23 protein-coding genes are annotated in these 21,869 nt (G+C 61.2%); 12 read left to right on the top strand and 11 right to left on the bottom strand.

What is annotated here, in order from left to right; all coding sequences use genetic code 11:
* Positions 1-191: 191 nt before the first annotated feature.
* From QZ190_RS15185 to QZ190_RS15200, 4 genes are all read right to left on the bottom strand, one after another.
* Complete coding sequence (locus QZ190_RS15185; protein ID WP_291917892.1) at positions 192-359, bottom strand: hypothetical protein; 168 nt, start codon at positions 357-359, stop codon at positions 192-194.
* Entirely contained in the window at positions 356-808 is a 453-nt protein-coding gene (locus QZ190_RS15190; protein WP_291917895.1) for a DNA-binding protein, read from the bottom strand. Before QZ190_RS15190 ends, QZ190_RS15185 begins: the two co-directional genes overlap by 4 nt.
* Positions 805-1,374, bottom strand: coding sequence for a nucleotidyltransferase domain-containing protein (locus QZ190_RS15195; RefSeq protein ID WP_291917898.1), 570 nt, complete (start codon positions 1,372-1,374; stop codon positions 805-807). The genes QZ190_RS15190 and QZ190_RS15195 overlap by 4 nt, the downstream gene beginning before the upstream one ends.
* A 93-nt stretch (positions 1,375-1,467) precedes the next feature.
* Positions 1,468-2,475 (bottom strand): tripartite tricarboxylate transporter substrate binding protein, encoded by a 1,008-nt coding sequence (locus QZ190_RS15200; RefSeq protein ID WP_291917899.1) that lies wholly within the window; start codon positions 2,473-2,475, stop codon positions 1,468-1,470.
* A 334-nt stretch (positions 2,476-2,809) separates the two neighbouring features.
* Here QZ190_RS15200 and QZ190_RS15205 point away from each other — a divergent pair, with 334 nt between their 5' ends.
* Complete coding sequence (locus QZ190_RS15205) at positions 2,810-4,672, top strand: DEAD/DEAH box helicase (RefSeq protein WP_291917901.1); 1,863 nt, start codon at positions 2,810-2,812, stop codon at positions 4,670-4,672.
* Between the two features lie 70 nt (positions 4,673-4,742).
* On the opposite strand, the gene QZ190_RS15210 is transcribed toward QZ190_RS15205, so the two are convergent.
* Positions 4,743-5,126 (bottom strand): hypothetical protein, encoded by a 384-nt coding sequence (locus QZ190_RS15210; RefSeq protein ID WP_291917904.1) that lies wholly within the window; start codon positions 5,124-5,126, stop codon positions 4,743-4,745.
* Positions 5,127-5,287: 161 nt separating this feature from the next.
* Between QZ190_RS15210 and QZ190_RS15215 the strand changes: the two genes are divergently transcribed.
* On the top strand, positions 5,288-6,286 hold the full coding sequence (locus tag QZ190_RS15215; RefSeq protein WP_291917906.1) for a 2-hydroxyacid dehydrogenase: 999 nt from the start codon (positions 5,288-5,290) through the stop codon (positions 6,284-6,286).
* 16 nt (positions 6,287-6,302) lie between these two features.
* On the opposite strand, the gene QZ190_RS15220 is transcribed toward QZ190_RS15215, so the two are convergent.
* Positions 6,303-7,343 carry a LacI family DNA-binding transcriptional regulator gene (locus tag QZ190_RS15220; RefSeq protein ID WP_291917908.1) on the bottom strand — a complete coding sequence of 347 codons (1,041 nt, stop codon included), beginning with the start codon at positions 7,341-7,343 and terminating at the stop codon, positions 6,303-6,305.
* A 186-nt stretch (positions 7,344-7,529) separates the two neighbouring features.
* Here QZ190_RS15220 and QZ190_RS15225 point away from each other — a divergent pair, with 186 nt between their 5' ends.
* From QZ190_RS15225 to QZ190_RS15265, 9 genes are read left to right on the top strand one after another with little or no spacing between them, the layout of a single operon-like run.
* On the top strand, positions 7,530-8,498 hold the full coding sequence (locus QZ190_RS15225) for a 2-hydroxyacid dehydrogenase (RefSeq protein WP_291917911.1): 969 nt from the start codon (positions 7,530-7,532) through the stop codon (positions 8,496-8,498).
* Between the two features lie 2 nt (positions 8,499-8,500).
* Complete coding sequence (locus QZ190_RS15230) at positions 8,501-9,019, top strand: gluconokinase (RefSeq protein ID WP_291917914.1); 519 nt, start codon at positions 8,501-8,503, stop codon at positions 9,017-9,019.
* 18 nt (positions 9,020-9,037) lie between these two features.
* Entirely contained in the window at positions 9,038-9,376 is a 339-nt protein-coding gene (locus QZ190_RS15235) for a hypothetical protein (RefSeq protein WP_291917917.1), read from the top strand.
* Between the two features lie 40 nt (positions 9,377-9,416).
* On the top strand, positions 9,417-10,391 hold the full coding sequence (locus QZ190_RS15240) for a TRAP transporter substrate-binding protein (protein ID WP_291917918.1): 975 nt from the start codon (positions 9,417-9,419) through the stop codon (positions 10,389-10,391).
* A gap of 54 nt (positions 10,392-10,445) precedes the next feature.
* Positions 10,446-10,985 carry a TRAP transporter small permease gene (locus tag QZ190_RS15245; RefSeq protein ID WP_291917921.1) on the top strand — a complete coding sequence of 180 codons (540 nt, stop codon included), beginning with the start codon at positions 10,446-10,448 and terminating at the stop codon, positions 10,983-10,985.
* Positions 10,982-12,265: a TRAP transporter large permease subunit gene (locus QZ190_RS15250; RefSeq protein ID WP_291917924.1), complete on the top strand. Its 1,284-nt coding sequence runs from the start codon at positions 10,982-10,984 to the stop codon at positions 12,263-12,265. The genes QZ190_RS15245 and QZ190_RS15250 overlap by 4 nt, the downstream gene beginning before the upstream one ends.
* On the top strand, positions 12,247-13,029 hold the full coding sequence (locus QZ190_RS15255) for an SDR family oxidoreductase (RefSeq protein ID WP_291917926.1): 783 nt from the start codon (positions 12,247-12,249) through the stop codon (positions 13,027-13,029). Before QZ190_RS15250 ends, QZ190_RS15255 begins: the two co-directional genes overlap by 19 nt.
* Before the next feature lie 21 nt (positions 13,030-13,050).
* Positions 13,051-14,091 (top strand): L-idonate 5-dehydrogenase, encoded by a 1,041-nt coding sequence (locus QZ190_RS15260; protein WP_291917929.1) that lies wholly within the window; start codon positions 13,051-13,053, stop codon positions 14,089-14,091.
* A gap of 39 nt (positions 14,092-14,130) precedes the next feature.
* Positions 14,131-14,880 (top strand): SDR family oxidoreductase, encoded by a 750-nt coding sequence (locus tag QZ190_RS15265; RefSeq protein ID WP_291917932.1) that lies wholly within the window; start codon positions 14,131-14,133, stop codon positions 14,878-14,880.
* 42 nt (positions 14,881-14,922) lie between these two features.
* Here QZ190_RS15265 and QZ190_RS15270 read toward each other — a convergent pair whose 3' ends face one another.
* The 5 genes from QZ190_RS15270 to QZ190_RS15290 all read right to left on the bottom strand — a co-directional run bounded on the left by QZ190_RS15270 (position 14,923) and on the right by QZ190_RS15290 (position 19,915).
* Positions 14,923-16,116: a mandelate racemase/muconate lactonizing enzyme family protein gene (locus tag QZ190_RS15270; protein WP_291917935.1), complete on the bottom strand. Its 1,194-nt coding sequence runs from the start codon at positions 16,114-16,116 to the stop codon at positions 14,923-14,925.
* 87 nt (positions 16,117-16,203) lie between these two features.
* Positions 16,204-17,211, bottom strand: a complete 1,008-nt coding sequence (locus QZ190_RS15275; protein WP_090141972.1) for a TRAP transporter substrate-binding protein — start codon at positions 17,209-17,211, stop codon at positions 16,204-16,206.
* Between the two features lie 39 nt (positions 17,212-17,250).
* Positions 17,251-18,549: a TRAP transporter large permease subunit gene (locus tag QZ190_RS15280; RefSeq protein WP_291917940.1), complete on the bottom strand. Its 1,299-nt coding sequence runs from the start codon at positions 18,547-18,549 to the stop codon at positions 17,251-17,253.
* The gene (locus tag QZ190_RS15285; protein WP_291917943.1) at positions 18,546-19,109 is read right to left on the bottom strand and encodes a TRAP transporter small permease; all 564 of its coding nucleotides are present in this window, start codon (positions 19,107-19,109) and stop codon (positions 18,546-18,548) included. The genes QZ190_RS15280 and QZ190_RS15285 overlap by 4 nt, the downstream gene beginning before the upstream one ends.
* Before the next feature lie 14 nt (positions 19,110-19,123).
* On the bottom strand, positions 19,124-19,915 hold the full coding sequence (locus QZ190_RS15290) for a FadR/GntR family transcriptional regulator (protein ID WP_291917946.1): 792 nt from the start codon (positions 19,913-19,915) through the stop codon (positions 19,124-19,126).
* 193 nt (positions 19,916-20,108) lie between these two features.
* Between QZ190_RS15290 and QZ190_RS15295 the strand changes: the two genes are divergently transcribed.
* Positions 20,109-21,857 (top strand): IlvD/Edd family dehydratase, encoded by a 1,749-nt coding sequence (locus tag QZ190_RS15295; RefSeq protein WP_291917949.1) that lies wholly within the window; start codon positions 20,109-20,111, stop codon positions 21,855-21,857.
* Positions 21,858-21,869 lie beyond the last annotated feature (12 nt).

Consider the following 21,869-nt stretch of genomic DNA (forward strand, 5'->3'; position numbering starts at 1 on the left):
GGGTTCAGGCTGGGCGCAGCAGGTGTATCAGCCAAGGCGGGAGAGACAGGGGCTGCCATGGGCAGGGCAGCGGCTGGGGGCACGGCCACCGCCTTGACCAGCCGGGGTCGCCCCGCCTTTTTGGGCTTGTCCACCCCACCCGGCTCGAAGCCGAAAAAACTCATCTGATCACTTTTGTTCATAGGGCGAGATTAAACCGCGACTTCGGGCACATCGGCACCCAAATCGCCTGCAATCAGCTTGAGGAAAAGCAAATACGTCAGCTGCTCCACATCGTTGCAATAGCTCATGCCATAGTCGCGCAGCACGCTGCAATAGTTCCAGTGCTTTTGGACGAGGCTGCGGGTGGTGGTGTTCATGCTGAAGTATTGAGAAGGTCTGGTCGATGTGCACTGAGCCACTGCCGCGTTTGACTCAGCAGTTGCTGTGCATGTGTCACACAGCTGCGCACTGCAGCCGGTTCTATCAAGTCACCCGAGTAATCGTTGAGGTTTCTTTTTTTGCGAAGTGAATCTAGAACAATCCAAACAGCTTTATCAACACCCAAGGTCAAACCCAGCGTCTGGATCATGGTTTGGTGATGCCCTGGTGTGGTGGTGGAAGGCCTATAGCCGTTGGCCATCAAACCCACCATGGCACATTGCATGATGGCTTTGTAGGCCGCGTCAAACCGGGTTTCATCGCTCAAGCCCTGTACAGCACTGTCAGCCAAATTGCGTTGTGCAGCAGCTAACAAACGCTGAACTTCATCCGCAGTGGCCGTGTGCCGCTGCAGCTGATGGATCTTGAGCAGATTTTCAAGGCTCATGGTTCCCCCACCAGCCAAAGCTTGCTGCCGCGCCAGACTTGCGCCACGAAACTGTCGGGCTGCGCCAACTTGCCATCAAATTCATCCCTTGAAAGCACTCTGGGGTTGACCTCTCGACCAATGGCTTGCTGAGCGTCTGACAAAGCCAAGATCACCTCAGAAAAGTCCAAATCCCCCACCAGCATGACATCCACATCGCTGTGTGCATGCTCTTGTCCTCTGGCCATGGAGCCATAGACAAAAGCCATCTCCACCTTTCCCGCCAGCGGCACCAATGCCTGACGAAGCACATCGACCAACCCGACTGTTTTGCGCAGCAAGCCAGCCAGTTCTTGAAAAATGGGGCATTGCACATTGGCTCGGTAATACACCTGTCGGCCCGTTTCTTGACGCAGCAGCAAACCTATATCGGCCAGATTGCGAAGTTCTCGGTGCAGCGAACCCGGTGATACGTTGGTGAGCCGCGCCAGCTCGCGCACATGCAAAGCCACCTCTGGCCGCAGCAGTAAAGCGCTGAGCACCGCAGAGCGTGACTGCCCCAATAAAAAATGTGCCAAACTGGTCATGAAGCAATTTTAGCTTCAAATGAAGCAATATTAAGAACAACCTTGGAAGTGATCCAAAATGCAGCGCCCCCATACTGCGCCAAAGCCACTGCTTCAGTCCAACTTGATCCCCAAGTCCACCGCCAGCTTGATCCACACGGGCACTTCGCCTTCCCAGTCTTTGCGGGTGTCGGCCAGGTTTTTGGGTTTATTGGGAATGGCGAAGGTTTCGCGCAGCTTGGCGGCGCGTTCGGTGTTGGCCCAGGCCACAGCTTCATCGGCCATGCGTTTGAGCACCGCTTCGGGCGTGCCCGCTGGGGCCACCAGGGGCAGGCCGCCTTCGAGCGTGACCAGTTTTTCGGTGTTGCCTTGCTCGGTCAGGGTGGGCACATCGGGCAGCTTGGGTGATCGGTAGCTGCCGGTCACGCCAATGGCGCGCACGCCGCGGGTGGCCACGGCATTGAAGGCCTGGAAACTGCCCACAGCGATTTGCAATTGGCCCGAGGCCACATCGAGCCACATGGGCGCTTCGCCCCGGTAGTGCACCGACTGGATGGCCGTGCCTTGCTGGCGGTTGGTCTGGTCGGCCACCATGTGCGGGTAAGAGCCCGGCGCATAGGTGCCCATGGAGGTCGGGTTCTTTTTGGCCCAGGCCACAAACTCGGCCATGTTTTTGGCCGGGATCTTGTCGTTGATGCCCACCACCAGCGGGCCGGAGGGGAACACAGTGACCGGGGTCAGGTCTTTGTCGAGGTTGTAGGGCAGCTTAGAGTAAAGAATGCGGTTTTGCCAGAAGGTGCCCGAGGTGCTCATGACAAAGGTGTAGCCATCGGCGGGGGACTTGGCCACCGCGTCGATGCCGATGATGGCCCCCGCGCCGGGCTTGTTTTCGATGATCACGGGCACGCCCAATCGGGTGCTCAGGTAGTCACCATAGTTGCGCGCATAGGCATCGGTCAGGCCACCGGGCGGAAAGGCCACCACGATCTTGATCGGCTTGGCTGGCCAGGGTGCGGCTTGGGCCTGGGCCTGGCCCACGAAAAACATGCCGCTCAGGCAGGCGGCAAGGGTTGTGGAGGCCACCAGAAATTGGCGGCGTGGCGTTTTGGATGGCTGTGTCATGGCTGTCTCCCCAGAATTCAGGTGCGTCGTTGCGTGTTCAGTCTAGGGCTGCGGCGGTCGGCTTTGAATTGGGGTTTGAACCCATGACGCGCAAGCGACAACGGCCACACCATGGCGACATCAAAAGCACCCGACTCGCTTTGTGCGACAATGCAACTCGCTGAGGCCTCCAGTTGCCCCAGCATCAGCACTTCTGCTGGGGCCTGACCCAGGCAACGCTCAAAACAAGCGCCTGCGGTTTCCATGCCCACCTTAAGACTTGTCGACCCACACTGGTCACTGCCAACAGCAGTTGATTGAGTCGACACCCGGCGCCGGACATGGCGCTCCGAAAATGAACTTTGAAGAATTGAACCTGGCCCCGGCCATCATGCAAGCTGTGCGCGAGCTCGGCTACGAAACCCCCACGCCCATCCAGGCCCAAGCCATTCCCGCCGTCCTGGCCGGACAAGACTTGTTGGCCGGTGCGCAAACCGGCACCGGCAAAACCGCCGCCTTCACGCTGCCCATGCTGCACAAGCTGAGCCTGACCGAGCCGGGCAAAAACCGCTTTGGCGGCAAAGCCATCCGTGCCTTGGTGCTCACGCCTACCCGCGAATTGGCCGCCCAGGTCGAAGAGTCGGTGCGCGACTACGGCAAATACCTCCAGCTCGACTCCACTGTGATCTTCGGTGGTGTGGGCATGAACCCGCAAATCAGCAAGATCAAAAAAGGCGTAGACATTCTGGTGGCCACACCGGGCCGTCTGCTGGACCTGCAGGGTCAGGGTTTCCTGGACTTGTCCACCGTTGAGATGCTGGTGCTCGACGAAGCCGACCGCATGTTGGACATGGGCTTCATCCACGACGTGAAAAAAGTGCTGGCCCTGGTGCCCAAAGAAAAGCAAAGCCTGCTGTTCTCGGCCACCTTCAGCGACGAGATCCGCGAGTTGGCGGGCAACCTGCTCAAGAACCCGCAGAGCATCCAGGTCACGCCCAGCAACACCACGGTGCAACGCATCACGCAGGTGATCCACCCCGTGGGCCGCAGCAAGAAAAAAGACGTGCTGCTGCACATCATCCAAAAGCACGACTGGAGCCAGGTGCTGGTGTTCACCCGCACCAAGTTCGGTGCCAACAACGTGGCCGACTTCCTGACCAAAAATGGCGTCAAGGCCATGGCCCTGCACGGCAACAAGAGCCAGACCGCCCGCACACAAGCGCTGGCCGGCTTCAAGAGCGGCGAGATCCGCGCTTTGGTGGCCACCGACATTGCGGCGCGCGGCATCGACATCGAAGACTTGCCACACGTCGTGAACTTTGAGATCCCGAACGTGTCGGAAGACTATGTGCACCGCATTGGCCGCACAGGCCGCGCGGGCGCCAGCGGCGAGGCCGTGAGCCTGGTCTGCCTGGACGAGGAAGGCTTCATGATGGACATCGAGCGCTTCACCAAGCAAGAGATTCCAGTCCAGTTGCTCGAAGGCTTTGGCCCCGAGCCAGGCGAAGTGGCCGAGCCCATCGCCATGGGTCGCCAGACTTTGTGGGGCGGCGCAGGCAAGCCCCCAAGCCGTGATGTGATGGCCGCAGCCGCCAAAGCCGCACGCCAGGACATGATGCAACGCATCCGCGACAACAAAGTCGCCGTGGGTGGTGGCGGTGGTGGCGGTCAACGCCAACCCCGCGCCGAAGGTCAGGGCCAGCCCCGTCCTTCGCGCAACGCACCTCCGCCATCACGCCGCAACGGCCCACAAGGCGCACCGCGTTTTGAAGGCCAGAGCGATGGTCGCCGTGAAGGTGGCCGCGATGGTGGCCGTGATGGCAACCGCGAAGGCGGTCGTGGCCAAGAGCAACGTGGCGATCCGCGTTTTGACAACCGGGGTGATGGCCAAGGCCGTCCCGCACTGCGCGGCCCTCGTCCCGAAGGCCGTGGCCCGGCCCGTGGCGGCCAGGGTGGCCAAGGTGGCGGTCAAGAACGTCGCCGGGGCGATGGCGACGAATTGCCACGCCACATTGACCCGCTCAAAACCACGCAGTTTGCGCGTCTGGACTTGCCCAACCGCAAGCCCGTGCGCACCAGCGGCCAGCCCGACCCGACCCGCACCAGCATCGACAGCCTGGCCAGCAGTGGCCGCCGTCACGGCGGTGGTGGCTACGGTGGCGGTGGCAACCGCGGCGGTAATGGTGGTGGCGGAGGCCGAGGCGGCTTCGGTCGCTGATCAGCGCCCTGCCCCATGAACAGAGCCCGCTTCAAGCGGGCTCTTTTTTTGCCCCAAGGGGTGGCAAAAATCAGTCGCGCACGAACAGGGTCACCAAGGGGTCGGGGCCGACCTGGCGGCTCCAGTGGCCGTGCACGGCAGGGTCAAACGTGGCCCCTTCGGGCAAGGTGTCGGCCGAATAAAAGAACTCGCCGGGGCCAAAGATGCGCGAGCTGCCGTCTTGCAAAAAGATCTCCATTTGACCGCCCAGCACAAACAGCCATTGCGGGTTGCCCGTGCAGTGGAATGTGCTGCGAAAGCCCACAGGGCTTTGGCGCAGCTGGCAGGCGCTGGCTGCCATCAGGGCCGACAAACGGCTTTGCGGGGTGCCCTCACTCAGGGGCACTTCGTCGTCCCGAAAACGGGCGCGGCCATCGGTGTCGGTGAAGAGAATGACTTTTTTCAGGGTATCCATGGCCGGGGCCTCGTTCCAAAACAACAAGCCTCAATTGTCGCCGAGCCAACAGGCCCGCGCGAAGCCACTGGCATAGACTGATTGCAAGTGCCCTGTCGCCAAGTCTTTCGGGCATGGCCATCAGCCGCTTGGCTCCACCCTATTTGCGATTGCGAGGCACCATGAACACAGCCCCTTTGAACATCGTTTTCCATGGCCAGAATGCGGCCAACTTTCGCCCGGGTTTTGAAGCGCTGATCGGTCCCCAGCACCACATCAGCGACCTGAGCGACGGACTGGACCAGCCGGGCGAGCGGGCGCTGTATGAAAACGCGGACGTGGTGATCGGCATTCAGCTCCACAGCGCCATGCCCAGCCCCCTGAAGGCGAGGCTGTTCCATGCCCCCGCAGCAGGGACCGATGCCATCTCCACCGCCCTGCTGCCTGCGCACTGCACGCTGGCCAATTGCTTTGGTCACGAAAACGCGATTGCCGAATACGTGATGGCCGCCTTGCTGACGCGCCATGTGCCACTGGCCCGCGCCGACCAGGACTTGCGCCAAGGCCGCTGGACGTTTTGGGCCGGTCGCCAGGCGGCGCTGCGCACCGAAATGGGGGCGCAAACTCTGGGCCTGCTGGGCTTTGGGCACATTGCGCAGGCCGTGGCCCACCGCGCCAAGGCTTTTGGCATGCGGGTGCATGTGGCCAACCGCAGCCCCATCAGCCACCCCTTGGTGGACCAAAGCTGGACGCTGGACGGTTTGCAGGCCTTCATGGCCAGCGCCGATGCGGTGGTGGTCAGCCTGCCGCTGACCGACAACACCAAGGGCCTGGTCAACGCCTCGGCCCTGGCCGCCATGCGGCCCGATGCGGTGCTGCTCAACGTGGGTCGGGGGGCGGTGATCGATGAGGCCGCGCTGTACGCAGCGTTGGCCTCGCGCCAGATCGGTGGCGCCGTGATCGACACCTGGTACCAGTACCCCACCCCCACACAAAGCGAATGCGCACCGTCGAAGTTCGATTTCGCTGCGCTGGACAATGTGCTGATGACACCCCACATGTCAGGCTGGACAGCCGGCACGGTGCGCCGCCGCCAGGAGACTCTGGCCGATAACATCGGCCGCTTGAGCCGGGGTGAACCTATGATCCATGTGTTGCATGGGCCAGTGGGCCCACGCTGACAAGGCTGTCCGTTCCTCAGGCGCTTTGCCGCTGCACGATCTCGAAGCCCAAATCCAGCTGGGGGACCTCGGGCTCTTCGCCGCGCATCAGGCTCAGCAGCATGTCGGCGGCGGCCTGGCCGATGCGTGCACGCGGCGTGCGCACGGTGGTCAGGGTGGGCAACATCTGGTCGCTGCCGGTCAGGTCGTTGAAGCCGGCAATGGCCACTTGCTGCGGCACCGACACACCCATGCGCAAGGCCGCCATCAAGGCGCCTTGGGCCAGGTCGTCGTTACAAAAAAAGATGGCGTCCACGGCCGGGCGCTGCTGCATGATTTGCTCGAACATGACGCCGCCCAAAGCAAGCGATGAGGGTGCGGGGTTGAGAAACTCCAAGGTGGGGTCGAAGGCACCCGCCTCTTGCAGGGCGTGACGCCAGCCGTACAGGCGCTGCATCACACGCGGATCGAGTTGCGCTGCGGCAAAGGCGATGCGGCGGCGGCCACTGGCCAGCAGTTGGCGCGTCATGGCAGCGCCTGCATCGGTCTGCCGAAAGCCCACGCAATACAAGGCTTCGCCGTCGCTGGCGGGCAAATCCATCAGGTGCACGCAGGGCACCTGGCTGCGGGCCATCAGCTGGCGTGTGGCCGGGTTGTGGTCCAGCCCGGTGACCAGCAAACCGGCCGGGCGGTGCAGCAATTGCTCGCGCAGCAGTTGCTCTTCTTCACTGGGGTTGTAGTGGGTCACGCCCATGAGGGTCTGGTAACCGGCAGCGCGAAAAGTGTTTTGCGCAGCGTCGAGCAGGTCGACAAACAAGGCATTGGACAGCAGCGGAATCAGGATGCCCACATGGTCACTGCGCTGCGAAGCCAGCGCCCTGGCCGCCGGGTCGGGCACGTAGCCGAGCATGTCCGACACGGCCGTGACGCGCTCGATCAGGGCCGGGTCCACCGCCCGCTCTCCGCGCAGCGCCCGCGACACGGTGCTGGGACTGACACCGGCGGCGCGGGCCACATCGCTCAGGGTGACACGGCCGGAAGCGCGGTGTTTTTTGGTATGGACAAGGGGGCTTGGCAAGGGTTTATCCGTAGAAGTGTTGGGCCACTAGGTCTATAGGATAGCGCTATCCCACAGGTTTTGATGGCTGATTTTGTCCGAAGCGGATTTGCCCGAAAAATACAGAAATAGGCTTTCGACCTGGATTCCATTTTTTTTAACCCGTTTGGACAGCGCTGTCCAAAAGTGAGAAGCAGGAGTTTTGAATTGTCCAAATCCGATGTGCTGGCCGTGGCCAAACTGCACCCCTTCTACCAAAAAGCCCTGGAGTCGCTGTACACCGTGCATGACCGCACCCATGTGACCGACCCGGCCGCTTTTGCTGCCTTGGCCCCGCGCATCGTGGGTGTGGCGGGCACGGGCGAGGCCAGCGTGCCGCGCAGCCTGCTGGCGCAACTGCCCCAGGCCAAAGTGGTGGCGGTGTTTGGTGTGGGTTATGACGGTGTGGATGTGCCCGCCGCCATCGAGCATGGCATTCCCGTGACCCACACACCCGATGTGCTGACCGACGATGTGGCCGATATGGCGATGGGCCTGGTGCTGTCGGTGGGCCGCGCCATCCCGCAAGCGGACCAGTTTGTGCGTGCAGGCCAGTGGCCCAACGGCCCCATGGCCTTGGGCCGCAAGGTCTCGGGGGCTCGCCTGGGCATCGTGGGGCTGGGGCGCATCGGCAAGGCCATCGCAAAGCGGGCGCAGGCTTTTGGCATGTCGATCGCTTACACCGCCCGCAGCGAAAAACCCGATTCGGGTTTCCAGTTTTACCCCTCGGCGGCCGAGCTGGCTGCGAACGTGGATTTTCTGGTGGCCATCACGCCCGGCGGCGCTGGCACCAAGCACTTGATCAACGCCGAAGTGCTCAAGGCCCTGGGCCCACGCGGGTTTTTGATCAACGTGGCGCGTGGCAGCGTGGTCGATGAAGAAGCCCTGATCGTGGCCCTGCAAAACGGCACCATCGCGGGCGCAGGCCTGGATGTGTTTGCCAACGAGCCCCATGTGCCCGAGGCGCTGTGGAGCCTGCGCAACGTGGTGCTGACGCCGCACATGGCCAGCGCCACCACCGAAACGCGCCAAGCCATGGCCGATTTGGCATTTGCCAACATGCAGGCGGGTATTGCTGGGCAAGCCTTGCGAAGCCCCGTGCCTGAATGCGCCAACATGACGGCACGGAGCTGCTGAACATGTCCGCTTTGCGCCTGATCGTCATGGGGGTGTCCGGTTGCGGCAAGTCGACCATGGCCGCCGCCCTGAGCGAACGCCTCGGCTTGGACATGGTGGACGGCGATGACCTGCACCTGCCTGAGAGCGTGGCCAAGATGCGCTCGGGCATTGCCCTGCAAGACGCCGACCGCTGGCCTTGGCTGGACCGCATTGGCCAGTGCCTCGCACAAGCACACGAGCCTGGGCGTGTGGTGGCCTGCTCGGCGCTCAAGCGCGCGTACCGCGATCGCATCCGCGAACAAGCGGGCGATGTGTGTTTTGTCTTTCTCGATGGTGACTACGATTTGATTGCGCAACGCATGCACCAGCGCGTGGGCCACTACATGCAACCGGGTTTGCTCGACAGCCAGTTCCGCACCCTCGAAAAACCCCAGGCCGATGAGACCGATGTCATCTGCCTGCCCATCACCGAACCGGTTCAGGACATGGTCGCGCAAGCGATTCTGGCTTTGCACAGTCGCCTGCACCCTGCCCTCTGATTTTTTTGAAAGTCCCTCATGTTCATCCGCTGCGCATTTTTCCAAGGCCAAGTCAAACCCGGCATGGAGGACACCTTCAACCGCTACATCCGCGAGAACCTGGTGCCGCTGTGGACCCGCTTCCCGGGCGCACAAGAAGTGCGGGTGCTGCGCCAAGTCGAAAGCGACGTGAATGACCCGCACTTTGGCATGGTGCTGTCGGTGCGTTACCCCAGCCGCGAGGCGATCGAGATCGCCCTGGCCTCTGAGGTGCGCATGAAGAGCAAAGAAGTGTCCAAGGACATGATCGCCATGTTCGATGGCACCGTGTTCCACACCGTCTTCAGCGCCGATGAATACGCGCTGCCCACCGATTGAGTTTCGCGACAGTCCTTTAAATCAACCCGGAGACAACACCATGAAACTTTCCCGCATCCTGCTCGCCTGCCTCGTGGCCGCCGTCGGCTCCAGCGCTTACGCTGCCAAGTTCAACCTGAAAATGGGCCACGCCGTCAACGCCACCGACGGCCAGCACGCCGCCGCCATGAAGCTGGCCGAATTGGTCAAGCAACGCACCAACGGCGATGTGGAAATCACCGTGTTCCCAGCCAACCAGCTGGGCAACGATGCGGCCATGATCAACGGCACACGCGGCGGCACGATTGACATCGTCTCCAGCGGCGCGTCCAACTTCAACGGCATCGTGCCCAACACGGCAGCGATGGAACTGCCCTTTGTGTTTCGCAGCGCGCAACACGCCTACAACGTGCTCGACGGTGCGGTGGGCACGGGCGTGCTCAACGAATTGGCCCCGCACGGCCTCAAAGGTCTGGCTTATTGGGAAAACGGCTGGCGCGCCTTCACCAACAACAAACGTCCCGTGAACAAGCCCGACGACCTGAAGGGCCTGAAGATCCGCTCCACGCCCAACCCGTACCACATCCAGGCTTTCAGACTGCTGGGCATGAACCCCTCACCCATGCCGATTGCCGAGCTGTACACCGCGCTCGAAACCGGCACCTTTGACGCGCAAGAACACCCGATCAACGTGACCTGGTCGTCCAAGTTCTACGAAGTGCAAAAGCACCTGACGGTGAGCAACCACGTGTACTCGCCCCTGGTGGTGGCCATGAACAAGGCCAAGTTCGACAGCCTGCCCGCCAACTACCAAAAAGTGGTGGTGGATGCGGCCCGCGAAGCGGCCACCTTCCAGCGCAGCCTGAACGCGTCCAACGCAGGCAAGGTGGTGGCCGACTTGAAGAAGTCCGGCATGCAAGTGATCGAAAACGTGGACATGGCCCCGTTCCAGAAGATCGTGTCGGCCGAGATTGCCAAGACTTTTGGCGAGAAAAACGGCCCGGCTTTGCTCAAGGCCATCGAAGACACCAAGTGATGGTCTGACTGAAAACTCGCCCCCTCTTTGGAGGGGGCTTTTTTTGATCCCCGTATGAAAAAAATCAACGACCTTTTCTTCAAGCTGGCAGAGCTCACGCTGGTCATCATGTTGTCGGCCATGGTCATCATGGTGTTTGGCAACGTGGTGCTGCGCTACGGCTTCAACGACGGCATCATCAGCTCGGAAGAGTTGTCGCGGTTTTTGTTCATCTGGATCACCTTCCTGGGCGCCATCGTCACCATGCGTGAAAACGGCCACTTGGGTCTGGACTCCATCGTGCGCAAGCTCAGCCTTCGCGGCAAAAAAATCGCCTTCGCTGTTTCCAACCTGCTGATGCTGGGCTGCTGCACCCTCATGTTTTACGGCACCTTCAAGCAACACGGCATCAACGCCAGCACGCGCTCGGCCGTGACCGAAATTCCCATGAGCTGGGTGTATGGCGTGGGCTATGTCACCAGCGTGGCCATGGGCTTGATGATCCTGGGCAAGCTGGTGCAGCTGGCCAAAGGCAACTTCGAGGAAACCGATTTGATCCAGGTACAAGACTCGGAAGAGGTCATGATCGCGCACACCCAAGGGGCCCAAAAATGACCGTCGTTGTGTTCATTGTGTCGTTGCTGGCGGCTATGGCGCTGGGCATGCCGCTGGCGTTTTCGCTGCTGGTTTCGGGCGTGGCGCTGATGCTGCACCTGGACAACTTCGACACCCAGATCGTGTCGCAAAACCTGATCAACGGCGCTGACAACTTTCCGCTCATGGCCGTGCCCTTTTTCATGCTGGCCGGTGAGCTGATGAATGCAGGAGGCATGAGCCGGCGCATCGTCAACTCGGCCATGGTGTGGGTGGGACACTTTCGTGGCGGACTGGGTTATGTGGCGGTGTTTGCCGCCATCGTCATGGCCAGCTTGTCGGGCTCGGCCGTGGCCGACACGGCCGCGTTGGCCGCCGTCTTGCTGCCCATGATGCGCAAAGCCGGTTACCGCATGGACCGCTCGGCGGGCCTGATTGCCGCGGGCGGCATCATCGCACCCGTCATTCCTCCCTCGATTGGCTTTATCTTGTTTGGCGTGATCGGCGGCGTGTCGATCTCCAAGCTCTTCATGGCGGGCATTTTTCCGGGGCTCATGATGGGTTTTGCCCTGATCGTGACCTGGTGGATCGTGGCCCGCAAGGACAAGGTGGAGGTGGCCGAGAAAGTGCCGTTCAAAGAACGCATCTCGGTGACCATCAACGCGTTTTGGTCTTACCTGCTGGCCATCACCATCATCGGCGGCATGAAGATGGGCGTCTTCACCCCCACCGAAGCGGCGGTAGTGGCGGTGGTGTACTCCTTGATCGTGGGTCTGTTCATCTACCGCGAAATCAAGGTCAAGGATCTGTACGGCATTATTTTGGCGGCCGCCAAAACCTCTTCGGTGGTGATGTTCCTCGTTGCAGCCGCCTTGGTGTCGGCCTGGCTCATCACGGTGGCCAACATCCCGGCGCAGATTGTCGAAATTTTGCGGCCGTTTATCGACAACAAAACCCTGTTGATGGTCATGCTGATGCTGCTGGTGATGATCGTCGGCACGGCGCTGGACTTTGCGCCCACGGTGCTGATCCTCACGCCGGTGCTGATGCCCCTGGTACGCGAAGCGGGCATTGACCCGGTCTACTTTGGCGTGCTGTTCATCATGAACAACGCCATCGGTTTGCTCACCCCGCCTGTGGGCACGGTGCTCAACGTGGTCTGCGGCGTAGGCCGCATCCCGATGCACGATGTCATACGGGGTGTCATGCCTTTCCTGATATCCCAGGTGGTGGTGATGGGTTCGCTCATTGCCTTCCCGAGCCTGGTGATGGTTCCTCTGAAATGGATGCTGATGCGATGAATGTTCTGAATTCCTTCAATTTATCGGGCCACCGCGCCCTGATCACCGGCTCATCCGCCGGCATTGGCCTGGCACTGGCCGAAGCCCTGGCGCAAGCCGGGGCGCACGTCGTCCTGAACGGCCGCACGGCCAGCAAGGTGGAGGCCGCAGCTCTTGCTCTGCAAGCCCAAGGTCTGTCGGTCAGCACGGCGGTATTTGATGTGACCGATGCCGACAGCGTACGTGCTGCCGTCGAGCAGATCGAGGTCGAAGGCCCCATCGACATCCTGGTCAACAACGCGGGCATGCAAATTCGCGGCCCACTGCACGAATACCAGGACGCCGACTGGCACACCATCATGAAGACCAACCTGGACAGCGTGTACTACGTGGGCCAGGCGGTGGCCAAAAAGATGATCCCGCGTGGACGCGGCAAGATCATCAACATCTGCTCGGTGCAAAGCGAGCTGGGACGCCCCGGCATTGCACCTTACACCGCCACCAAGGGCGCGGTGAAGATGCTGACCAAAGGCATGGCCATCGACTGGGGCCAGTTTGGCATCAACGTCAACGGCATTGGCCCCGGCTACTTCAAAACCGAACTCAACCAGAAGCTGGTCGATGACCCGGCCTTCAGCAGCTGGCTGGTGGGCCGCACACCCAGCCGCCGATGGGGCGATGTGCAAGACCTGGGCGGCGCGGCCGTCTTTCTGGCCTCGGACGCCTCGCGTTTTGTGAATGGCCATATCCTTTACGTTGACGGCGGCGTGACCGCCACCCTTTGAAGCTTTTGCAAGGAACCTCCCATGAAATCCGTTGTCTGCCACTCGGCCCAAGACCTGCGCATCGAAAACACCGAACTGCCCGCCTTGGGCGAACACCAGCTGCGTGTGAATGTGGCCTATGGCGGCATTTGCGGCTCGGACCTGCATTACTACCAGCACGGCGGCTTTGGCACCGTGCGCATCAAGCAGCCCATTGCACTGGGCCACGAAATCTCGGGTGTGGTCGATGCTGTGGGTGCGGGTGTGAGCGGCGTGCCGCAAGGCCAACGCATCGCCATTTCGCCTTCGCGCCCTTGCGGCCACTGCCGCTTTTGCCAAGCGGGCCAGCACAACCATTGTTTGAACATGCGCTTTTACGGCAGCGCCATGCCCTTCCCGCACATCCAGGGTGGGTTCAGTGAGCAGCTGATCATCGAGGGCTACCAGGCCCACCCGATTGCTGACCACCTGAGCCTGTCCGAAGCGGCTTTGGCCGAGCCTTTGTCGGTCGGCTTGCACGCCATCCAGCGTGCGGGCAGTGTGCTGGGCAAGCAGGTGCTGGTGACCGGTTGCGGCCCGATTGGCTCGCTCTTGATTGGTGCTTTGCGCCGTGCAGGTGCTGCCCGCATCGTCGCTGCCGACATCGCCGATTTGCCGCTGAAGTGCGCCAAAGAGATGGGCGCGGACGAGACCATCAACCTCAAGACCCAGCCTCAAGCGCTGGACGCCTACAAGGTGGACAAAGGCCAGTTTGACGTGGTGTTCGAGGCCTCGGGCAGCGAAGCCGCTTTGCGCGTGGGCCTGGACACCATCGTGCCGCGTGGCGTGCTGATCACCGTGGGCATGGGCGGCGACATCAGCCTGCCCATGACGCAGATCGTGGCCAAAGAGGTGGACCTGCGTGGCACCTTCCGCTTCCACGCCGAATTCGCCACCGCGGTGCGCTTTTTGAACGAAGGCCTGGTCAACGGCAAGCCCGTCATCACCAGCGTCTTGCCCCTGGAGCGCGCCATCGAAGCCTTTGACTTGGCGGCCGACAAAAGCCAGTCACTCAAGGTACAGATTTCTTTCCAAAACGCCTGACAATCACCGTTTTTTCAAGACCCCACTGAAAGTCAACACATGTCGAAAATCGCCCTCGTCACCGGTGCCAGCTCCGGCATTGGCAAAGCCTGCGCCCTGGCTCTGCTGCAAGAAGGCTGGCAAGTCGTTCTGGTCGGGCGTCGCGCCGATGCGCTGGCTGCGGCCGTTGCTGAAGCGGGTGCCAACGCTGGCCACGCCCATGCCATCCCGACCGATTTGTCCAAAGAGCATGAAGTCAAAGCGCTGTTTGATCAGATCCGCGCGCGCTTTGGCCGACTCGATCTGGTGTTCAACAACGCGGGCATTTCCCTGCCCTACACCTTGCCAGGCGACCTGTCAGGCGACGAATGGCGCCGTGCGGTGGACATCAACCTGAATGGCGCCTTCTATACCTTGTCGTATGCCTTCAAGCTGATGCAAGAGCAAAGCCCGCAAGGCGGCCGCATCATCAACAATGGCTCGATCTCGGCCCATGTGCCGCGCCCGGGCTCGATTGCCTACACCGCCACCAAACACGCCATCTCGGGACTGACCCGCGCCGCGTCTTTGGACGGCCGCCCCTACAGCATCGCCGTGGGCCAGATCGACATCGGCAACGTGGCCTCGGACATGACGCTCAAGATGGCGCAAGGTGTGCACCAGGCCGACCTGAGCATCAAGGCCGAGCCGCGCATGGACATGTCAGCCGTGGTCGAGACCTTCATGACCATGGCCCGCCTGCCCCTGTCGGCCAACATCTTGTTCACCACCGTGATGGCGACCAACATGCCGTTTGTGGGGCGTGGCTGATCTTTCAGGCTTTGTCAAAGGGGACTTTTTAGCCCCCTTTTTTCAACAACTCACCCGCACCACCGCATCAGCCCGCTTGTGCAGATCGGGCAGCAACTCCAGCCCCAGGCCCGGCTTGTCGTTCAGGCTGATCATGCCGTTTTTCACCTGCGGCAATTCGGTCACCAACTCCTTGTACCAGCCGCTGTAAAAAGCGCGCACGCTCTCTTGAATCAAGGCATTGGGCGCGTGCAGCGACAGGTGCGTAGACGCGGCCCAGACCACCGGGCCGGTGCAGTCGTGCGGGGCCACGGGCAGCTGCCATGCGTCGGCCATGGCGGCGATCTTGCGTGCTTCGGTGAGGCCCCCACACCAACTCAAATCGAGCATGGCCACACCGGCCACGCCGGTTTGCAAATAGTCCTTGAAGCCCCACTTGTAGCTGAGCGTTTCGCTCGCGCAAATCAGCGCCTTGCAGTCCACGGCGTACTGCTTGAGCAAATCGAGGCTGTCCATGCGGATCGCGTCTTCGTGCCAGAAGGTGTCGAACTCTTGCAGAGCGCGTGAAATCTTTTGCGCCATGGGCAAACGCCACAGGCTGTGGAACTCGACCATGATGTCCATCTTGTCGCCCACCGCATTGCGGATTTTGCGAAAGGGCTCCAGCGCCGTGTTCAGGTCTTGCGGGCTGATGTACTGGCCGTGCGACTTTTCTGCGGCCACATCAAACGGCCAGATCTTCATGCCGGTGATGCCTTCAGACAGCAGCGACTCGGCCACCTCGTCGGCGCGGTGCAAAAAGCCTTGCAGGTCTTCGTAAGGCCCGGCGTTGTTGCCCAAGCCCCAGTTGCTGCTGGTCTGGTTCACGTTGCTGCGGATGTATTGGTAACCGGCGCAGGTGTTGTACACGCGGATCTCGTCGCGGCTCTTGCCGCCCAAAGCGGTGTAAACGGGCATGCCCGCGGCTTTGCCAAAAATATCCCACAGCGCGATGTCGACTGCCGAGTTGCCACGCGTTTCCACACCGGACCCGCGCCAGCCCAAATAGCCGGTGATGTCGCGCTGGCGGGACTCGATGGCCAACGGGTCTTGGCCCACCAGTTTGGGCGCGACCCATTCGTGCAAATAGGCCTCGACCGCTTGCGCGCCCATGAAGGTTTCGCCCAGGCCCACCAGGCCTTCGTCGGTGTGCAAGCGCACCCAGATGATGTTGGGAAATTCGCCCAAGCGGATGGTTTCGAGTTGCGTGATTTTCATGGCAGCACCCATTTCGGTCGTTAAAAAAGCCCCACAGCGGTCGGCTGTGGAGCTTGCGGGTTCAGCAAACAGGCTGAGCGCGGAGAATCAACCGCCGCGAGACTTCTTCAACTCGTCTTGCACCACCTTGATGGCGTCAGCACCGATCGAGTCCTTGTGCTTGTCGTACACCGAAGCGACTTTGGCACGGATGCGGTTTTGCTCGGCCGCGCTCACCTCGTTGACCTGCATGCCCTTGGTCTTCAGGCTGGCCAGGGATCTTTCGTTCAAAGCACGGTTGGCGGCGCGTTGCACTTTCTGCCCTTCCATGGCCGCTTCACGCAGCACGGCTTGCTCTTGCGGGTTGAGCTGGTCCCACAGCTTTTTGCTGTAAAGCACCAGGAAAGGTGTGTAGGCGTGGCGTGTCACGCTCAGGAACTTTTGCACTTCATTGAACTTGGAGGTCTCAATGGTCACAAAGGGGTTTTCCTGGCCGTCGATGGTCTTGGTTTCCAGGGCGGTGAACACCTCGCCAAAGGCCATGGGCACAGCGTTGGTGCCTAAGGTCTTGAAGGTGTCCAGGAAGATGTTGTTCTGCATCACGCGAACTTTCACACCGTCAAAGTCTTCCAGCTTGGTGACCGGGCGCTTGCTGTTGGTGAGGTTGCGGAAACCGTTTTCCCAATAGGCCAGGTTCACCAGGCCAGCGGCTTCGAGCTTGGCATTGAAGTACTTGCCTGCTGCACCGTCGAGCACGGCGTCAGCCTCTTTTTCGTTGGCGAACAAGAAGGGCAGGTCAAACACACCCAATTCTTTGATGATGCCCACCAGCGGCGAGCTGGAGGTGCAGACCATCTCTTGGGTGCCCGCACGCAAGGCTTGGGTAGCTGGCAAGTCGCCACCCGCTGCACCGCCCCAGAAGGCGGTGATCTTCATCTTGCCACCGGTTTTGGCGGCCAGCACTTCCTGCATCTTCTTGACGCCCACGCCCACCGGGTGGTCTTCGTTCACGCCGTTGGTGAACTTGATGTTGCGGTCGGCAAACTGCGCCATGGCGCTCGATGCCACCAGGAATGTGCCCGCGATCAGGGCCACCAGATTTCTGCGTTTCAACATGACTGTCTCCTTTATAAAAAAACACACAGGGTTAAGAAATCATCTCAACATCCATTTCATCGGCTCGATGACGATGGAAGGGAAAGCGATCAACAGGGCCAGCACACCGAGCTGCGCCCACAAGAAGGGCAAGACCCCCCTGAATGCCGTGTCCATGTTGATTTTGGCTACGCCACACACCACGTTGAGCACGGTGCCCACGGGTGGGGTGATCAGACCAATGGCGTTGTTCATGATGAACAGCACACCAAAATAGACCGGGTCAATGCCCGCCTTGATGACCAAGGGCATCAGCACCGGCGTCAAGATCAACACGGTGGGTGTGAAGTCGAGCGCCGTGCCCACCACAATGACCAAGAGCATCAACACCACCATGAGCAAGGTCTTGTTGCCCATCAGCGGCTCCATCATGCGGGCCACTTCGGCCGGAATGTTGGCCACGGTGATCAGCCAGGCGCTGACCATGGCCGCCGCCACCAAAAACATGATGACCGAGGTCGTCTTGCCCGCTGCCAAAATCAGGCCGTAGAGCTTGGACCATTGCAATTCGCGGTAAATGAACGCGCCCACCACAAAGCTGTAGACCGCCGCCACCACCGCCGCCTCGGTCGGGGTGAACACACCAAACTTCATGCCGCCGATGATGAAAACGGGCAAGCCCAGCGCCAAGATGCCTTCACGGGTGGCTTTGAGTTTTTCAGACAGAGGCATGCGCGGTGCGGGCTGCACGTTCTCGCGCTTGGCCAGCCACCACCAGGTCAGGCCAATGGCCACGCCCATCAAAATCCCCGGCACAATGCCCGCCAAAAACAGCTTGGTGATGGACACGTTGGCCGCCACACCGAAGATGATGAAACCAATGGAGGGTGGAATCACCGGCGCGATGATGCCGCCCGAGGCGATCAATCCCGCCGATCGGCCCACGTTGTAGCCCGCACGCTTCATCATCGGAATCAGCAAGGCCGCGAGCGCCGCCGTATCGGCCACAGCGGAGCCCGACAGCGAGGCCATGATCACGGCAGCCATCACGGCCACATAGCCCAGACCGCCCCTGAAATGACCGACCCAGGCCATGGCCAAATTCACAATACGGCGGCTCAAACCGCCCGCGTTCATGAACTCGCCCGCCAACAAGAAAAAGGGCACCGCGAGCAAAGGGAAGTTGTCCGCGCCATCCACAAAACGCTGCGCCAGAATCTGGCTGTCAAAGGCATTGATCATGCCGTTGCTGGCCATGTAGGCCATCAGGCTCAGGCCGCACACGAGCAAGGCATAGGCAATGGGCATGCCCAAGGCCATGGCCCCGAGCAAACTGAAGACAAAGACGGCGATGGTCATGCGCGGCCTCGCACTTCTGGGGTGGTTTCAGGGGCCATGTCGGCCAGCCCCACCTGGTCCTCCGACTCGACCACCATCACCAGGTCCGACTCGGCCAGACGACCGGTGAGCAAAAGGACCAGTTTGTGCAGGTTCATGATGCCCATGACGGCGGCCGTGACGTAGCCAATGCCATAAATCCAGATCATGGAAATGCCCACCACCACCGAGATGTTGGTGACCTGCAGATCGTGCATTTTCCAGGTGCCCCAAAAGAACAGCACGTTGCAGCCCAGCATCAAAATTTCACTCAAGAAAAAACACAGCTTCTTGCCGCCCAGCGACAGGCGGCGCACCAGGGTGTCCACCCCCAAGTGGCCTTTTTCGCGCATGGCCACCATGGCACCGATGTAGGTCAGCCAAATGAAGCAGTAGCGCGACATCTCGTCCGAGATGGAAATGCCCGAGTTGAAGCCGTAGCGCAGCACCACGTTGCCAAAGACCATGATGACCATGGCCACCAGGCAGGCCACGACCAGAAACTCCAGCAGTTTGAAAAAAGCGTTGATGGTGGTTTGCATGGGTGTCTTGCGGCTCAAGCCACTTCCTTGGTGGCTTTTTGGGCGGCCCGTTTTGCAGGCCGGGTTTTCGATTTGATGGCGGTGGCCACGCCCGAGACCACCGGCAATTTGCGGCGCGAAGCCAGCACCTGCTCGATGTCTTGCCGGGCCCCCTCGATCAAGACCATGACAGCGCGCTCGGCCTTGGCCGGGTTGCGGGCGATCACGGCGTTGAGCACCGCCCGGTGCAAGGGCAAGGAAGTCTTGGTGCCATCCTGGATGCGGGTGGAAATCTCGAAACTGGTGCGCAGCAAGGCATTGAGCGCCTTGCTCATTTGCACCAGCATGCGGTTGTGCGAGGCCTGCAGCAAACCTTCGTGAAACCGCAGGTCGTGCGTCACGTAATCACCACCCTCTTCCACCGCTTGCTTCATGCCAGCGTAAGCGGCTTCGATGTGGGCAATGTCCTCGGGCGTGGCCCGCTCGGCAGCCAGGCGCACAGCGGCCGGCTCCACCACACGCCGCAGCTCCTGCAGGTCTTTCAAAAACTCGGGCGTCAGGCCGCAGCGGGCCTGCCAGGCCACCACGTCGGGGTCAAACCAGTTCCAGTGCGCATCGGGCATGACGCGGGTGCCCACCTTGGGGCCGGTGGAGAGCAGGCCCTTGGCCACCAAAGACTTGATGGCCTCGCGCACCACAGTGCGGCTCACGCCCAGCTCTTCGCACAAAATCGGCTCGGGCGGCAAACTCGCGCCCACCGCATAACGGCCAGACAAAATGGCCTGACCCAGTAAATCAAGAGAATTTTTGTGGAAATTGTTCGTCATGCGGTTATCAATTCAGCGGCCTATCATATGATGATTGATTGCCCGACACAGACTCTGGTAAACCCTAGGCCCAGTCGTCTTGGTGTCTAGGGTTTGCCCCATGTCGCTGGCTTTACAAAGCCTGTTTGTTTTTCTATCGTCATACGATAGGATTTTCAGGATTCAAAACCGACTCCCAACCTGGACACGCACCATGAGCGACAACAACGGCAGCCCTCCCCGCAAGAAACCCGAAGACCTGCGCAGCCAGCAATGGTTTGGCCGCCAAGACCGCGATGGCTTCGCCTACCGCAGCTGGGTCAAGGGAAAAGGCGTGCCACACGACCAGTTTGACGGCCGCCCGGTCATTGGCATCTGCAACACCTTCAGCGAACTCACGCCCTGCAACTCGCACTTCCGCACCCTGGCCGAGCAGGTCAAGATCGGCGTGTACGAGGCGGGTGGCTTCCCGCTCGAATTCCCCGTCATGTCGCTGGGAGAAACCCTGCTGCGCCCCACGGCCATGCTGTACCGCAACCTGGCCAGCATGGACGTCGAAGAATCCATTCGCGGCAACCCGATCGACGGCGTGGTGCTGCTCATGGGTTGCGACAAAACCACCCCCAGCTTGCTGATGGGCGCGTCCAGCGTGGGCCTGCCCACCATCGGCGTGTCAGGCGGCCCCATGCTGAACGGCAAATGGCGCGGCCAGGAGCTGGGCTCGGGCACGGGTGTGTGGAGCATGAGCGAGCAGGTGCGGGCGGGCACGCTCAAACTGACCGACTTTTTTGAAGCAGAGAGCTGCATGCACCGCAGCCATGGCCACTGCATGACCATGGGCACCGCCAGCACCATGGCCAGCATGGTCGAAGCCCTGGGCATTGGCCTGCCCGGCAACGCGGCCTATCCGGCTGTGGACGGCCGCCGCAATGTGCTGGCGCGCGACGCCGGACGGCGCATTGTCGAGATGGTGCACACCGACCAGACCATCAGCAAGGTGCTGACCCGCGAAGCCTTTGAAAACGCCATCCGCACGCTGGCCGCTATTGGCGGCTCGACCAACGCGGTGATCCACCTGATCGCGATTGCGGGCCGTTTGGGACTGAAGCTCACCGTGGACGATTTTGAACGCCTGGGCAGCGAACTGCCTTGCCTGCTCAATTTGCAGCCCTCCGGCGATCACCTGATGGAAGACTTCTGTTATGCAGGGGGGTTGCCCGTGGTGATGAAAGAGATCGAGCACCTGCTGCACAAAGACATCGTCACGGTGAGCGGCAAGACGGTGAGCGAGAACATCGCCAGCGCCGTGAATTACGACCCACGCGTCATCAAGACTTTCGAGGCCCCATTCAAGGAGAAAGCCGGCATCGCCATCCTGCGCGGCAACTTGGCCCCGCGCGGTGCGGTCATCAAGCCCAGCGCCGCCACACCTGCACTGATGGTGCACACCGGCCGCGCCGTGGTGTTTGAAGACAGCCACGACTTCCACAAGCGCATCGACGACGAGAGCTTGGATGTGGACGAGAACTGCATTTTGGTGCTCAAGAACTGCGGCCCCAAGGGCTACCCCGGCATGGCCGAGGTGGGCAACATGCCGCTGCCGCCCAAGGTGCTGCGCAAGGGCATCACCGACATGGTGCGCATCTCGGACGCCCGCATGAGCGGCACGGCTTATGGCACCGTGGTGCTGCACACCACGCCCGAAGCGGCTGCAGGTGGCCCGCTGGCTGTGGTGCAAAACGGCGACATGGTCGAGCTGAACGTGCCCGAGCGCAAACTGCAGCTGCTGATCAGCGACGAAGAGCTGGCCCGCCGCCTGGCCCTGTGGGAAAAGCCCGCACCCGCCATGAACTCGGGTTACTGGAAGCTCTACATCGACCATGTGCTGCAAGCCGACGAAGGCGCGGACATGGACTTTCTGGTCGGCCAGCGCGGCTCGGCCGTGCCCAAAGACAACCACTGATTTTCAAGGAAA

Origin of the sequence: Limnohabitans sp. (assembly GCF_017848645.1) — a bacterium.
Taxonomy (GTDB): domain Bacteria; phylum Pseudomonadota; class Gammaproteobacteria; order Burkholderiales; family Burkholderiaceae_C; genus Limnohabitans_A.